The 13,726-nt window shown below is 57.1% G+C and carries 17 protein-coding genes; 4 read left to right on the top strand and 13 right to left on the bottom strand.

Going from position 1 to position 13,726, the window contains the following annotated elements; translation table 11 throughout:
- Positions 1-791, bottom strand: a 791-nt coding sequence (locus CHB87_RS21680) for a DEAD/DEAH box helicase family protein (protein WP_142988487.1), incomplete at its 3' end; no start/stop codon positions are given.
- A 76-nt stretch (positions 792-867) separates the two neighbouring features.
- Positions 868-2,913 carry a hypothetical protein gene (locus tag CHB87_RS21675; RefSeq protein WP_217897094.1) on the bottom strand — a complete coding sequence of 682 codons (2,046 nt, stop codon included), beginning with the start codon at positions 2,911-2,913 and terminating at the stop codon, positions 868-870.
- Between the two features lie 355 nt (positions 2,914-3,268).
- Here CHB87_RS21675 and CHB87_RS21670 point away from each other — a divergent pair, with 355 nt between their 5' ends.
- Positions 3,269-3,847 carry a hypothetical protein gene (locus CHB87_RS21670; protein ID WP_245818181.1) on the top strand — a complete coding sequence of 193 codons (579 nt, stop codon included), beginning with the start codon at positions 3,269-3,271 and terminating at the stop codon, positions 3,845-3,847.
- On the top strand, positions 3,840-4,526 hold the full coding sequence (locus CHB87_RS21665; protein ID WP_089410547.1) for a hypothetical protein: 687 nt from the start codon (positions 3,840-3,842) through the stop codon (positions 4,524-4,526). The genes CHB87_RS21670 and CHB87_RS21665 overlap by 8 nt, the downstream gene beginning before the upstream one ends.
- Positions 4,527-4,786: 260 nt before the next feature.
- On the opposite strand, the gene CHB87_RS22985 is transcribed toward CHB87_RS21665, so the two are convergent.
- The 3 genes from CHB87_RS22985 to CHB87_RS21655 form a co-directional block, all read right to left on the bottom strand.
- A complete protein-coding gene (locus tag CHB87_RS22985) occupies positions 4,787-4,954 on the bottom strand; it encodes a hypothetical protein (protein ID WP_425432499.1) in 168 nt (55 codons plus the stop codon).
- 39 nt (positions 4,955-4,993) lie between these two features.
- Positions 4,994-5,638 (bottom strand): plasmid mobilization protein, encoded by a 645-nt coding sequence (locus CHB87_RS22980; protein ID WP_425432498.1) that lies wholly within the window; start codon positions 5,636-5,638, stop codon positions 4,994-4,996.
- A gap of 264 nt (positions 5,639-5,902) precedes the next feature.
- Entirely contained in the window at positions 5,903-6,622 is a 720-nt protein-coding gene (locus CHB87_RS21655) for a phytanoyl-CoA dioxygenase family protein (RefSeq protein ID WP_089410545.1), read from the bottom strand.
- Here CHB87_RS21655 and CHB87_RS21650 point away from each other — a divergent pair.
- Positions 6,611-7,456, top strand: a complete 846-nt coding sequence (locus tag CHB87_RS21650; RefSeq protein ID WP_142988486.1) for an ankyrin repeat domain-containing protein — start codon at positions 6,611-6,613, stop codon at positions 7,454-7,456. The two genes, CHB87_RS21655 and CHB87_RS21650, sit on opposite strands and share 12 nt — an antisense overlap.
- A 4-nt stretch (positions 7,457-7,460) precedes the next feature.
- The gene (locus tag CHB87_RS21645) at positions 7,461-7,715 is read left to right on the top strand and encodes a hypothetical protein (RefSeq protein ID WP_089410543.1); all 255 of its coding nucleotides are present in this window, start codon (positions 7,461-7,463) and stop codon (positions 7,713-7,715) included.
- Here CHB87_RS21645 and CHB87_RS21640 read toward each other — a convergent pair.
- From CHB87_RS21640 to CHB87_RS22500, 8 genes are all read right to left on the bottom strand, one after another.
- Positions 7,706-7,936 carry a hypothetical protein gene (locus tag CHB87_RS21640; protein ID WP_142988485.1) on the bottom strand — a complete coding sequence of 77 codons (231 nt, stop codon included), beginning with the start codon at positions 7,934-7,936 and terminating at the stop codon, positions 7,706-7,708. The genes CHB87_RS21645 and CHB87_RS21640 overlap by 10 nt on opposite strands.
- Before the next feature lie 400 nt (positions 7,937-8,336).
- Positions 8,337-9,242 (bottom strand): replication protein RepA, encoded by a 906-nt coding sequence (locus CHB87_RS21635; protein ID WP_089410541.1) that lies wholly within the window; start codon positions 9,240-9,242, stop codon positions 8,337-8,339.
- Positions 9,243-9,303: 61 nt separating this feature from the next.
- Entirely contained in the window at positions 9,304-9,573 is a 270-nt protein-coding gene (locus CHB87_RS21630; protein WP_089410540.1) for a hypothetical protein, read from the bottom strand.
- Positions 9,570-10,235 carry a ParA family partition ATPase gene (parA, locus tag CHB87_RS21625; protein ID WP_217897093.1) on the bottom strand — a complete coding sequence of 222 codons (666 nt, stop codon included), beginning with the start codon at positions 10,233-10,235 and terminating at the stop codon, positions 9,570-9,572. The genes CHB87_RS21630 and parA overlap by 4 nt, the downstream gene beginning before the upstream one ends.
- Positions 10,236-10,770: 535 nt before the next feature.
- Positions 10,771-11,745, bottom strand: a complete 975-nt coding sequence (locus tag CHB87_RS21620) for a tyrosine-type recombinase/integrase (protein WP_089410539.1) — start codon at positions 11,743-11,745, stop codon at positions 10,771-10,773.
- 659 nt (positions 11,746-12,404) lie between these two features.
- Positions 12,405-12,623, bottom strand: coding sequence for a hypothetical protein (locus tag CHB87_RS22095; RefSeq protein WP_142988483.1), 219 nt, complete (start codon positions 12,621-12,623; stop codon positions 12,405-12,407).
- On the bottom strand, positions 12,613-13,314 hold the full coding sequence (locus tag CHB87_RS22505; protein ID WP_217897092.1) for a hypothetical protein: 702 nt from the start codon (positions 13,312-13,314) through the stop codon (positions 12,613-12,615). The genes CHB87_RS22095 and CHB87_RS22505 overlap by 11 nt, the downstream gene beginning before the upstream one ends.
- Before the next feature lie 13 nt (positions 13,315-13,327).
- Positions 13,328-13,726, bottom strand: a 399-nt coding sequence (locus CHB87_RS22500; RefSeq protein WP_217897091.1) for a hypothetical protein, incomplete at its 5' end; no start/stop codon positions are given.

The raw sequence follows: 13,726 nt of genomic DNA, 5'->3' as shown, positions 1-13,726 counted from the left end.
GTTTCAGTCGATGTGACGATGCTTCTACGGAAGTCTGAGTCCTGTTCTCCGAGCTGGCGAACCTCCTGCAGGCTGACCTCGATCTCCCGGCCATCGTCACGGCGTACGTAGCGAAGGGTCTGCGGATTAAGAACGATGGCCTTGAGGCGTTTTACATAGCCTTCCTGGATCGCGCGGAAGATGGGATAGGAGTAGATGATCCTGCCCGCCATGAGCTTTCCATCCGCCCTTGCCGGGGTCGCGCTGAAATTGACGATCTTCGCAGCGGGAAACTTAGACCGAAGCGTGTCCCAGCTGGCGGCGACGTTGTGATGCCCCTCATCGAACACGATTAGGTCGAAGAAATCATAGGGAAGGTTTTGAAGCCACCGGTTAGCGGCACCCTGCAGCTGGCCGATGTTGGTGATGACGACATCGGCTTCTTCAAGGTCTGCGGCGTTGGTCGACGTCCCACGAATCTCAACCGGCTCCGGAAACGGTTCGCCATCTAAAATACGGCACTTTGTGTAGAACATGGTGGGCAGGGCAGGGTCGAAATCGTCACGCAGCTGGGAAGCGATTGAAAGTCCCGGCGCGATGACCAGGGTGCGTTTAGCCTTGAAAGCAAAAGGCGTAATGGTGATGCAGCCGGATTTGCCGCAGCCAACAGGTAGAACAATGCCAACTTCGCGTTCGGCAGTTTCTTCGTGGGCGAAATTGACCAGAGCGGCGAACGCTTCTTTCTGCGGTGTGCGGATAAGGGCGTTTTCGAGGATGTCCGGCTGACGTGTTTGGTATGCGTTACTGTCCATTGATCGGTCCTTTAGAATCTCTGCTTAGGAAAGGGCAAGCGCTCCCTGCCCGTGTGGCCCGGGAGCGCTTGACTGGTTAGTTGCTGCTTGCTGCGGCTGCTTCAGTTTCCCAATCCTCAGCGTCGGCATACACGTCCGCATCGGGCTCCGGCTGGTCGTTATCGTCGTCGAATTGACCGCGATCCGGAGGCGTAGCTGCCTGGTACATGCGCTGGAAGGTCCGCCCCCAAATAACGAGTTCTTCGTCGATCTGGTCAAGCTCGCTCCGCCATGCACTGCATTGCTTGCGGTCAACGCCGGCCGTTTCAACAAGCGGACGGCCATCGTCGCCGACCACAGCGGAAACAGCCTGGAATGCAACGGTCAGCTGCTCCATAGCCCGAGCGAAATCGTTCACCCGATTATGGAAGCGGTCTGTTGCAGTCTCCCCAGCTCGCGCCGCACGCGCCTTTCCGGCTGGCGGGTATTCCTCTCGCAGAAAAATATCGTTGACGGTCTGGTCGCCGGATTTATCCGCCAACTGCCTCACTTCGCCTTTATCGTCGACCGCCCGGATCGGTCGGCCTGCAGCGAAGTCCTTCAAAGCCTGCGCCAACTGCAATATGCCCTGGGGCCGCTGCCGCATGACATCGAGCACTTCGCCCGGAGTTCTACGATCAGGCTGGGCATTGTTGTTGGTGCCCCGGTCGGCGTTTAGCCGGCCTGACACGATGAGCGGATAAGCGGCTCGAACACCAAGTTCCAGCGAAGCCGAACCTGGCTCGGTAATGTTCGAGCTGGCGTAAGACTGGTGTACTTCCTTCATCGCCTCCTCGGCGAGCTGCTCCGTCGTACGGTCGGTTCCAGACCACTTCTCGCGGTGGGCGGCCTTGCCGTACGCATGTTTGAGGTAGCGGCGGATTTGATCCGTTTTGGACGGATCATCCGCAACCGCTCGCAAGATTAGTGCGGTGGCTAGCTCGTTCATCAGCTTAGGCGTAATGCGCTTACGCGTCGACTGGCTGGTGACAGCGATACGAATCGCCTGGACCGTTTGAGGATCCCGCGTAAGGAACAGCTCGGTGATCTGAGCCGCCCGGATCGCGGGATCATCGGACAGATGGGCAGCCTTCGCTTCCGCTCGCGTGCATGAGCCAGCAAAATAATCTCGCTTGGTGGCAGAGATGAGCCCTTGCCGGTAAAGCTCGTCCAATACCTCGTCCGCAAGTGACTCGTTTTCTGGCCCTTCCCCCCAAGGTTTGGGTGGATCGACGTGGCGGAGCGCGACCATCGACTTCACGGCCGTAGCAAAGCCAGTCGTGCTTGCACCATGACGGCGAAAGCCAACCAGGATCAGGGCCGGTATGCGTTCACAACGCAACGCGATCTGATCCTCCCCGGTCGCACCGCCAGCTTCAAACCGTTCGCTCAGCTTGCGATAGAGCGTTCTCAGCTTGGCGTCCTGGTCCTCGTACGGAACGTCGGCCGAGCGAACTTTCAGCAGGCTATGAACGGCCGTCAGACGAGACGACCCTTCCACCGTTGTAAGCGTGGTTACGGCTCCCATGCCATCCTGGTGATCGTATGTGGTCGCAACCAACCACACGGCCTCCATGACGCCTTGGGACGCAATCGACGTACGCCAATCATTGTCGGCCAGAACGTACTTCGAAGCTTGCTGTGAAGCCCATACAAGCTGGTGCTGGCTCTCGATCTCGACGCATAGCTCGGGTTCTTCCGGGTGACCGGCGTCTCGCGGTTTCGGCTCCGGAATTGGCCGGAACTTCGACTCCTCGCTGCCGGTGCCGGGATCAACGGCGAACGGATGACGCCGCGCCGGCAGAATGCGCGGATTGCGTGGATCGGGAATTGCCTTGCGGGCCCACACGGAGGTGCGGATGCCAAGCAAGGTGCCGCCTGGAACGGAAATTTCCTCGACTCCAGGATCCGACGGTTCGCCGATAGTCTTACGAACTTCGGCGGGATCGACAACGGCATTGGCAATGGTGGTCGCAGCTTCGTCTGATAGACGGAAAGCCGCTTTCAGTTTCTCGACAAGGGTTTGGCGAGAACGGGCATTGGCGTAGTCCGGCAATGCCTCGACTGGACGGGGAAGAACGCTTTCATCTGAATAAGTGATCATTTTGTTGCTCCTTAGCATCGTGAAGGCAACTGAGGCATTCACTCCCGGCTGGCGGGAACCTCGGTTGCGCGGTTGGCGTCATAACCGAGGTGCTAAGGGCACTATTAGGTGACCTTGGGCGCATCTCCCTCCGCTTACCGTAGTTACCGGCGTCACAGAAGGCGCAACGAACATTTCTGATTCTTCTCAAGACGTACAGGGGAACCAGGCAATCTGGTTATTCCCTGCGTAGCCGCCCCTCGCCAGGCAAGGGTAGAAGAGCATGGTGCTCGCGTCGCAGTTCGTCTTTACTATATCACGATAGACCGCGCTCTACACAACGCAGCTGGACGAGGGTGGACATCCCTTACAGTATTTGCATCAGAATAGCTCGCTCTTTATTCTTGATTCAAGAATTAAGAATGAAGAGGATATTTTCATGCTTCGCCCTTTCGACATTGCGGTACTGCTGAAACTGACGCTTCCAGGAGCTGCAGAGTCGTCATTCCAGAAACTTGCTTCCGACCTTCATGTCGCCAGTTCGGAGGTGCACGGGGCCATTAAGAGGGCGCGGGTATCTGGCCTGATGCAGCACGATGGGCCCAAAAAGGTAAACCGGTCAGCACTCCTGGAGCTCTTGGGGCATGGCATGAGGTACGTGTATCCGGCGGTACGGGGAGAGCTGACCAGGGGGGTGGCGACTTCTTTTGCAGCCGAGCCATTGCGAAGTGTCATTCACGATAGCGGAGCTGAAGTGCCTGTGTGGCCTTATGTGTTGGGGAAGATGCGCGGTTATTCCTTTGAGCCACTCTATAAACATGCCGCCGAGGCGGCTCTAGCAGACCCTGCGCTTTATGAGCTCCTTAGCCTTGTCGACGCGCTGCGGGATGGACGAGTCCGCGAGCGAAAGATTGCTCTAGAGATGATGAGCAAGAGGTTACTGGAAAATGGCTAGCAATCTGCCACTGCTGGAGGAAGCGGCTGCGAAGTTAAAGCATCTGCTGCCTGAGGTCGTCTTCGTGGGAGGATCGACGCTCGATCTTATCGTGACCGATCAGGGCTCCGCTCCGATTCGATCCACATACGATGTGGACGTGATCGTTGCGGCGGACTACGCCGATTACTCGGCTTTCTGTGATCGACTACGAGACATTGGCTTTGATAACGACACCCGCCCCGATGCTCCGCTTTGCCGTTTTCTCCACGGCGGCCTGATGCTCGATGTGATGTCGACCCAAAAAGACGCACTCGGCTTCTCGAACCGTTGGTATGGAGGGGCAATCCAGACAGCGACGCTGGAGTCCTTGCCCAGCGGCAAGGTGATCCGGTTGATTACCGCCCCCTTCTTTCTTGGAACCAAGATGGAGGCGTTTTACGATCGTGGCGAAAACGACTACTACATGAGCCACGACCTGGAAGACTTCATCGCCGTTGTCGAGGGAAGAGAGCAGTTGCTCGAAGAGCTTGCCGGAGCCCCTGGCGATCTCCGCAAGTATCTAGGGGAAGCAACCGGCACGCTTTTACGAAACGAGCGGTTCATGGAGGCGCTACCGGGATATGTTCCGGGCGATTCTATTAGCCAACGCAGAATCCCGATCATCATTGAACGCTTGAGAAAGATGGGCGAATTGTGACCGATCACAAGAAGTTGGCTGTGACAATCTGTAGCGCAGTGCTAATGAGTGGGCTTTTCCTGGGGTGCTCGAAAGCACAGGCGGACATCGGGGCGCCACCCGATGTCCGCGTTTCTCTGTCTTCCCATGGTTTGCCTGCCGGCTTCTTTCAAGCAGGCGCGGACAAGTGTGCCGGTCAGATCATTGGCTATCGATTCGTGGTTTGGTTGAATAACGATAGGGTCGCTGTTGGATTCAATACCAGCCCAAACTGTCGTCAGTCACGCGACCGCAAAGTCGATGGACTGGCCCGCATCCTGATCTTCGATCTGCACGGAACTATTGCGGCGAGCAGGGACGTTCCATACTTGGCTGATGGATACGGTGAAATGGTGGCTGATGGAGAGGCAGAAGCCGGTCCGGGCGGGACGCTGCTCTTCAGAATCCAATCAGTCAATCTCGATCCGCAAGGCGCAAATGAGTCCAAGTCAGCAGTGCTCCTCCTCGATGCAAACCTGAAAGATGTCACACGGTTGGATCGCCTTTTGGAACAAGCAACTTTCCTGAACCACGCTCTTGTGTTCCAGGAGGGATTCACGCTTAATGGCCCGCGCACGTATTCCGTTCTCGACGGTTCTCCGCCAGTGGAAATCCAACGATGGACAGAGGATTGGCCCGTGGGGACGATGGACCGCAAGTTTGGAGAACATCAGTTGGCCTATATGCTCTGCCGGCAAGAGCTTCGGCCAAACGTGTACTCGTCCACGAACATCATCTACGCAGGTGCTAAGCGCGGTTTCGGGTGTCAGATGAGCGCCGTCCTGGGTCGCCGTCGCGCTCGCGTGGAACAGATTCAGGAGCATGAAACGTGTCGCTGCGACCTCGGCCAGGAGCAACTCGCTGGTGTCCGGAGTCGGCCGCGCCGCCTCAAGCGCAACGTCGCGGAGCCATGCGGCGAGCTGCTTGCCGGAGCGTTTGGCGGCGGACTCGATCTCGTCCAGCTCCTCGGGAGAGAGCCGGGTGGCTACTGTTTTGGCGCGGGGGAGGTTACGAGCTTCTGGGTCGGGGAGCGTCTGGGAGCTTGAAACAGGGCCTGTGCGGGGAGTGCTCAAGAGGTACCGCCTTCGAGACACCGTAAGGCGGAACTCTGTGAGCCGTCAAGCCTGTAAACGGATCTTCGCGACTCTCCCTTTTAGAATCAATGCGTTTACGCCAGAGTGGAGAATTCGTTTACGCAAGCCGTCCAGTTCTGCGGTCGCGTTTACGTGGGCAAGCTAAGTGGCTGATTCGAAGCGCGTTTACGTTGGCAAACGGCAAGTTGCTCCACAGCAACCCTTTGGGGGTGTTGTGTCATTACTTCTTCCGCTGCAAAGCAGCGCAGGCCTTCTAGCTCGAAGCTAGGGGGCCTCAGAGAGCCACTGGAGACCTGCTGGGAGGGCGACGGAGGCAAAGTCCAGATGGACGACACGGCGATGCCCTGGGACGCGCGCAGGGCTCGACGCATGGAGCAGGAGAGGCCGCATCAGCAACGCTCCTCCAAGTCCGACCGCGCAGACCTCCTCTGGCAAGCTCACGCGGAGAGCCGGAATCTCCTCCTCGGGGATCTTCCCGCGCGTGTGCGATCCAGGCAGAACACGCAAAGCGCCGTTCTCTTCACCACAGGGATCGAGATGCAATCGCACCGTGAGCATGTGCTCTAGGATCGCTGCCGGAGGCTGGACGTGGAGGACATCCGCCTTCATCGACCACGGTCCAAAACCATCAACTTCGACACGTTCCCGCACCGCAATCGTTACGTCCTGATGCCACGGAACCTTCCAGTTTGCGTCTGGAATCTTGTCGAACAGAATGCCTCGGACGGGAAAGAAATGAGCTCCGAGAATAGGTTCGATCAGCGCTCGGACAGCATCGGAATCTGCCAGTTCCCTCACCTCGGCCGACACGTCCAGGAGATTGCGGACGGCGAAGATTCCGCCACGCTTCCGCACCGATCCGGTGTCGCCGATGCGCTGAAGAGCGTGCAGGAGATCGTCCACTTTCTCACGCGAGAGAACATCTTCGACGATCGCAAACCCGTCGGTCTGCACTCCGTTCTCGTTGCTGGTTTGAGCGATCATCACTTCCCCATTTTAGGTGAGCCGGCGCAAACAAATTGCGTTGTCTGGATGATGTCGGAAACAATGACAGTCATGCCCGAAGCAACAAACCTCCAGCAGCCTGCCGCTCCCAAAACCTTACCTCTGATGATGCTGGCCATTGGTTTTGTTCTCATGCTCGGCTCGGTCATCCTGGCTGGACGCCTGATCTGGGAGATGACTTCGCTTACTTGGCAGTACGGCCCGCAGATGATTGGGTTCTCTCTTGCGCATGGTCCGGGAGCTTTGTTGTTCCTGTTTCCCCTCGCTCTATTTGTTTGGCTGCTTGTGTCCGCGTGCACAGTTATTGTGTGGAAAGCGAAGCGAAAAGTTGTACGCAATCGGAGCTGGATTACTCTCGGCTCAGCTGTCTTGGCCCTGGGTCTTCTTTCACTGCCGCAAGGGTTTTGGAACGTGATCTTTGTTGGCAAGATGGCTGCCAGCCCTCGCGCCCCGGAACTCCTCGTCTACGCGGCGGGAGAGGGAGAAGATCGGGTGGTGCGCGGACTCCTACAGCGAGGAGTTCCGATTGACGCAAGGGATCGGGAAGGAAACACCCCACTTCACTTTGCTGCTGGAGCTGGGAGGACGGAGCTGGTGGGTTACCTGATCGGCAAAGGAGCTGACGTGAATGCCGTCAACCTGTATGGGGACAGTCCACTTGAGCGAGCATCCGCAAATCATCGGATGGATGTTGTCCAGGTTCTCTCAGAGCATGGGGGCAAAGACATCAAGGGAGATGCGGAACAGCGTGATCGGGCAAGCAAAGAGATCGTCCACCGCGATATCGAGGAAATGAATTCGGGCCGGAGGTGAATGGATGCGAGATACTTCTCTGTTCCTTCCGGATACCATTTCCGATGCGTTGCGCGGCGATCTGGCGACAGGTTTGCGTGCAATTGCCGATGCGCTCGACGCTCGGAAACTCGATGGCAAATTCGTCAGCGCGAGTGCTGCAGCAGGTGGACGACACGACGACCGACTGCATCTCCGCATCGTGCTCGACGTTGCCGCTCCCATCGTCCAAACCATCGCTCCTGCTGGTTCTATATTGAAGCTGGACGATCAAAGCTGAGTGTTCGCCAGCTGTGAATCCCCATCACTTCCCTGCCACGGCCGATCGTCGGCAAAGAGCTTCGCCTGCTTCGCGGCGACACCTTCCCGGTCCAACTCCGCGAGCCTGCTCTTCCATTTCTCGACCAGCTTCGATGCCTGCCGGCTACGTCGTTCGGCACGTGCCAGCATCCGTTCTGCATGCGTTCTCTGCCGGGTTTGGGGGTCGGAACTGTTTTTCATGTGCGTGATCCGAAACCAAACTCCGCATGGCCTCCGGCGTCTTGATTGTCCTTCATTGGGGATTGTCGTCGTCGTGCCTGTGCGATTTGTGGAACGCGTTCTGGGCGTTCCAAGGGTCACCCTTTTGTGACCGTCAAATCCATCAGGCAGCTTTGGTTTGTGCTGTTGTCGTTGCCGTTGCTAATCCACATCTCGGCATCACCGACTACAGGATTAAGAAAAACTAGAGGCAAAGACTAAAGGCTTAACTACAGGCTTCCTTTAAGCAGCGAAAAAGCGTCACCGTTTCACCGTATAAGCGTCACCGTTTCACCGTAGTGCCGTCACCGTTTCACCGTAGCAAACCAAAGATTGTCAATGTTTTAGCGTCACCGTTTCACCGTAGCAAAGATAGGAAAACTCAAGACTTAGCTGCAATTGCCGTTGGCGAGGGATGCACGATCAGGGCTGAGGTTGTTGTTTCTAGCTTGAGCGCTGGGTAGACGAGTTGGATCTTCTTAAGAGCAAGCAATACCTTCGCCCGGAATTGTCGGAGCTCCGCGTACTCCGCGCCCATTTGCCCGTGCAGCCCTTCCCAAGGAACGATTCGGGGTTCGCGCTTTTTGTTGGCGCTGAACGCGGTATGGGCCAGCCAAGCGTACAGGTCGAGAGCCAGGGGAGAACGCTTCAAAGCTCGAAGAGCTCGCATGTCGACAGGCACCGGAGCTGCGGTGATGGCGGCATAGAAGTCCTCTCCGAGCTCGACCCAACTCTCCCAAAGGTTATCCTGCTGCGACCGCGCCGGGTCCCACCAAAGGGTTCCACGAGGTGCGATCTGCATGTCGACGTAACTCTTGCTCCACTCACGCTTATCCTCGAACGTGACGATGGCCCGGAACAGGCGCTCCATCTGCGAATGAAGCCTGGCGGCATCTCCGCGCTTCCCTCCCCCGGTTCGCGGGTTTAAGCCGATCTCTCGCATGAAGGAGTCTAGGCTGTTCCCGAGCCGTATGCGCCGGCTCTTCTTCTGTGTGGCCTCAGTGACGAGCCAAAAGAGAAGGAGCCGAGGTATAGAGCCGTAAGGGTAAAGCGGCTTGCGTGTCTTGAGATCGACATAAGGACGGATGGCCAGCGTGAGATGTCCGTTCGTGCGAGCCCACACAGAGACATCGCCTGGGTCGGAGTGCGGGAGGGTGCACTGGACAAGCTGGCGTGCCATGTAGGAACGCTCGACTGCCTCTGGGCTCATGCGGATGTCGACAGCTGCGTCAATCAGCTTGTCCGCGTAGCTACCCTTTAGAGCGTCTTCCTTTATCTTTCGCGGCATTCGTGGGGTGCTCCCTGAACAGCGTCGTGGCGTATTGACGTCAATGCGTCACGACGCCGTACTACTCGGCCAGCTTTGGCAGGCCCTTGTCAGTAAAAACGCGGTTGAGTCCTCTAACCGCAAGCGACTGGATACTCATCCCTTCAGAAACGGCCAGCTGGTGAAGCCGTTCCCATTCAGAACGTTGCAGACGCACTGTCAGGGCCACGACCTCTTTTTTCGCCCTTTGACGTCCTGTACCTGAATCCTGATCTTCGGTGGCGGCGGAAATCTCTGGTTGAACTGCTCCGCGCTTTGTGAATGCTGCCAGTCCTGTGACTTTTGCGCTCATCTCAGCTGCTCCTTTAGCCATTTCCAAAGTTCTTGAATTTCTTGTGCTGCTTTGCCGTCTGCTTCGAACTCCGTGACGGCTCGGCCGGTTGCCACGGCTCGGGCGAAAGCTCGGCGATCAGTGATGTCAGAGGGACATACCGGCAACCCGTACTGCTCTAGTACGGCCCTGGTCTCGGCGATCTCAGGGGAGCGGAACGGGCAAGCTGAGAGAACCAGGACAGCCTTCTTCTTAGCTGCGCGAATAATTTCGACTGCATTGCTGACAGCAGCCAAGTCAAAAGCCGTCGGGCGGCAGGGAATCACGACCAAATCGACAGACTTCGCGATTCGGGCGGCATCAGGTGCGGTGTGTGGAGCGGTGTCGATGATCGCCAGGGTCATCTTGTCCTCAGCCCCAGCTTTCAGAACCTTATCAAGCTCGCTGGCAGAGATGGTGACGACCACCGGCGTCTCGGCTTCCCGAGCGTCGCCCCAGACCGTTGCGGACTTCTGAGGGTCCGTATCGATCAAGAACACCTTTTCCCGAGCCTCCTGGGCTGCAACGGCCGTGTGGACTGCAAGCGTCGTCTTGCCGCTGCCGCCTTTTTGGCTGAGAAATGCAATTGACTTCATGACGTCATGATGCCACAACGCCAAAGCGTTATGGCGTAAATGCGTCACGACGTATCAAGGTGTGTACGCTGCCTAGCCAAACGGTAGCGAACTTCGTAGATATAGGTAGAGGATTCTTATGACTTGTGAACGTTTACAAGAACTAAAAGCTGTACGGAAGAACCTTCAAGATGACCAACGTGTTCTCCGAACAGCAAAGCGTGAACCCGATAACCCAGAGGATGCATTAGATTTCTTGATCGGTTCTGAGCCAGACAAAGCCATCTCTGACATGATTAGGGCGTTGGGAGAGGCAGAGCGCGAAAACAATAAGGAAATGCAGGAGCATGTGGCTAACTGTATGATCTGCAGAGCATTAGCGGTCTAGTCGTTTCCAAAAGCTTTTGTATAGGAAGGACAGGAGTTTTCCGACGCCCCAGGTCCCGAGAGCGACCCTGTAGAGGGCGTACCCCATCCTTAGTAGCTCTTGCTGTTTCCACATGGCTAGAAGCCAGCCGGCAAACGAAGCGACACAGCGAAAAAACCATTTCATGCAAAGCCTTCTGAGGTTGATGAATCATTTCTAAGTGAGCGTAACTGAATGTTAGTACGCAATCCGTTCTATCTCATCAAGCGCGACCTCATCGTTGCGCCGGTCATAAAGACCGGTGGTCCGGGCTGACTCATGGCCGGCCATCTGCTGGGCGATCTCCAGCTTGCCGCCATTCTGCAGGTAGGTGGTGATGCCAGTGGCTCGGAAGCTGTGAGCGCTGATCCTGGTTTTGAGCCCTGCAGCTCGTGCCCGCCGCTGAATCATCATATGTACGTTGGCCTGGGGCAGGGAAGTGCGATCGGTCAGTCGGCCATAGCGGAGGGTAGGAAAGAGCGGAGCCTCGGGTTCGGAGCCGAGCCCTGACGCCGCAATCCACTCCTCTAAATACTGGTCCAGATTGTGATGGCAGGGAAGGTCGGTCACCTTGCCGCCTTTCTCGTGCAGCCGCACCCAGCCGCGGCGCTTCTGCACATAGAAGTCCTCCACCTTCATGCCGGTGGCCGCGCCGACGCGGGCGAAGGTGTACCCCATGAGGGCGATCAAGGCCCGATCGCGAAGTCCGAGCAGGGAAGTGGTGTCGATCGCGGCCAGCAACTCCCGCATCTCGTCGGCCGAAAGAACGGAAGTTTTGCCCTTCCGGACGCTGTGCTTCGGTCCCCGTACCGCATGGGCCGGGTTGGTCTCCATGATGTGTCCGGTCACCAGCCAGTCGAAGAGCATCCGGATCGCGGCGAGATGCTGTTTGACGGTCGGCTTCGAGTGAGTGCGGCCGAGCTGCTCGACGTAGGCGGCGACGTGCATCGGCGTCACCCCGGCCAGATCGCCCAGACCTCTCTCCTCACACCAGGCGGCGAAGCCTTCGACGGCTTTGAAGTAGGCGCGCCGGGTATTCGGGTTGCGAATATTGACGGTGAAGAACTCCCAGAAGCGTTGGCCGCCATGAGGTACGTTCTGGAAGAGCGCGGGGGGATGACGGGACGCGGGTCTGGCTGGCAACGAGAGAACGCTGACCATACCCTCGGTCATTTAGAAAGCATCCCAAAATGTCCGAAGGCCGCGACGATCGCCGGCAGCTTGTCAGCCGGACAAGGATAGACACGATCCACGCCGCGCCGATTCGGCGCAGAACGAAGCCGAGGGATGTCGTTCAACTCTTTGGCATGAGCGATCCAGCAGGATTTCGGGACAATCCATGCTCGCTCTTCACCCAGGTCTGCAGTTCTTTGATAGTGGCCACCAGCCCTCCTTATATATATGATAACGTCCTTTATCATATACATTAGCAGCCCGGATTAGGCGAAAACAAAGCAGGGGAGTGATCGGCTAGAAACTTACCCTTTGTGACCCATTCGGAGACATGGGCGGAGCGATATCTTTAGGGGATGGCGCGAACGGATCGAGTGAAGATACAGAGCTGGCATCGCAACAGCTTGGATGAACGAGTGTTTGGCTGGCGCGAAGTAAGCGTTGGTGACGCGCTCGCATTGGGGGAGAAAAGAGGCCGCTGCGTGGAATGCGACAACCCCGTAAAAATCTTCAACATTGGGAAAAACGGCGAGGCTGCCCATCCTGAGCATTTCAGTCGCAACCCGGCTTGCAGCTTGAGTGACGTAGCGGACGCGGATCGCCCGCCGTCGTATCAAGGGAAATAAGCGCGACGTATCTCCCAGCGCTGCAGAAAGGCGTTAAAGGTCGAGCTGCCGTTCTAGGTGGTGAAGTTTACCAAGATCCCGCTGAACGATCGTGACCGCGCATGCGATGCAGTAATGATCCCAACTGCGACCGTTGCGAACTTTCAGCCTCGAATCTCCCATTTTGATGCGATGACGGTTGTTTGCCTGACAATCGTGCGAGTGTTTGGCTTGGTCGATCTCAACGCGAATGACGAGTGACTTAGTTGCCATCTATGACCTCCGCAACCGCCCGCGCCACGATCTCTGCGAACTTCGCATCAATCTCGTCCAGCTGTTGACGGGTGAATTCACTGCGTTCACCGGCATTGCGGCCAATCGTCTCATTGACGATTCGATCGATCGCAGACTTCATGACGATTAGGTTCGACCGGCCGAGCCGCTTTTTATCGAGCGTCTGGCCTTCGGGGTTGATGCTGTATTCAGCAAGGACGCGGGCCGCTGCCGTTTTGATCCGTGTGTCGAGTCCGGCTCGTTTAGCCTGACGGACCCGAGCCTTCGTGACTGGCACAGGCTGAAGAGATTCCAGCGCTTCTGTCACTTGCTCTGTCGTGTATCCCTTGCTTTGAAGCAGCTTCAAAGCCGCCATTGCAGCTGGGTCATCTTGCAGAAGTGGAATTTCCTGCAGACGAACGTCAGTCTGGCTACGAACGTCCACCTGGTCTCCAGGTTCGTAGATACGCGGTCCAGGTACGATTTCAAGCTCGCCGGCATCCTCGAAATCGAGCCCTTCCAATGGAAGAAGCTGATCGAAAAACTCGCGGTCTGCCTCGCTGTACGACTGGAAATCTTCCCATCGCTGCGCGATGTTGGCACCGGCGTGAAAGACGACCACGCCATTGTTCAGAGGGTGGCCAATGGCGTTGTGTTTGATAACCCGCATGATCCGGCCAACAAACTGCACGAAGGGGGAAAGATTACTGAAGACGCTGAACACTGCAGCGACGGCGAGATAGGGATGATCGAAGCCTTCGCCAAGCTTTCTGACCTGGACGATCTAGCTCGTGAGCTTTCAACCGCTTCATGACCAGTTCGTTTGCGTTCCCGTCCTCCTTTGAATGGACGTAGTCGGCCCGCTGGCCTCTCGATCGATACGCCTCGACGATCTGGCGGCAATGTTCGAAGTTGAGAGCCGATGCGATGATTTTCATCCGGTCGTCATCACTTGCGGCTCGGAGCTTGTGCAACTCGCGGATAGACGCATCAACGATCGTGTTCAATGTTTCAGTCGATGTGACGATGCTTCTACGGAAGTCTGAGTCCTGTTCTCCGAGCTGGCGAACCTCCTGCAGGCTGACCTCGATCTCCCGGCCATC

The sequence above is a fragment of the Granulicella rosea genome (genome assembly GCF_900188085.1).
In the GTDB taxonomy this organism is placed as follows: Bacteria; Acidobacteriota; Terriglobia; order Terriglobales; family Acidobacteriaceae; genus Edaphobacter; species Edaphobacter rosea.
Note: the sequence above shows the minus strand (reverse complement) of the source record. Positions and strands in the feature narration are given on the sequence as shown.

What these genes read in the sequence shown, in the direction of transcription:
- CHB87_RS21630 (WP_089410540.1), bottom strand. Translation starts at nt 9,573, where the DNA reads ATGAGCGCAAAAGTCACAGGACTGGCAGCATTCACAAAGCGCGGAGCA.
- CHB87_RS21635 (WP_089410541.1), bottom strand. Translation starts at nt 9,242, where the DNA reads ATGCCGCGAAAGATAAAGGAAGACGCTCTAAAGGGTAGCTACGCGGAC.
- CHB87_RS22095 (WP_142988483.1), bottom strand. Translation starts at nt 12,623, where the DNA reads ATGGCAACTAAGTCACTCGTCATTCGCGTTGAGATCGACCAAGCCAAA.
- CHB87_RS21665 (WP_089410547.1), top strand. Translation starts at nt 3,840, where the DNA reads ATGGCTAGCAATCTGCCACTGCTGGAGGAAGCGGCTGCGAAGTTAAAG.
- CHB87_RS21640 (WP_142988485.1), bottom strand. Translation starts at nt 7,936, where the DNA reads ATGAAAAACAGTTCCGACCCCCAAACCCGGCAGAGAACGCATGCAGAA.
- CHB87_RS21675 (WP_217897094.1), bottom strand. Translation starts at nt 2,913, where the DNA reads ATGATCACTTATTCAGATGAAAGCGTTCTTCCCCGTCCAGTCGAGGCA.
- CHB87_RS21620 (WP_089410539.1), bottom strand. Translation starts at nt 11,745, where the DNA reads ATGACCGAGGGTATGGTCAGCGTTCTCTCGTTGCCAGCCAGACCCGCG.
- CHB87_RS21655 (WP_089410545.1), bottom strand. Translation starts at nt 6,622, where the DNA reads ATGATCGCTCAAACCAGCAACGAGAACGGAGTGCAGACCGACGGGTTT.
- CHB87_RS21645 (WP_089410543.1), top strand. Translation starts at nt 7,461, where the DNA reads ATGCGAGATACTTCTCTGTTCCTTCCGGATACCATTTCCGATGCGTTG.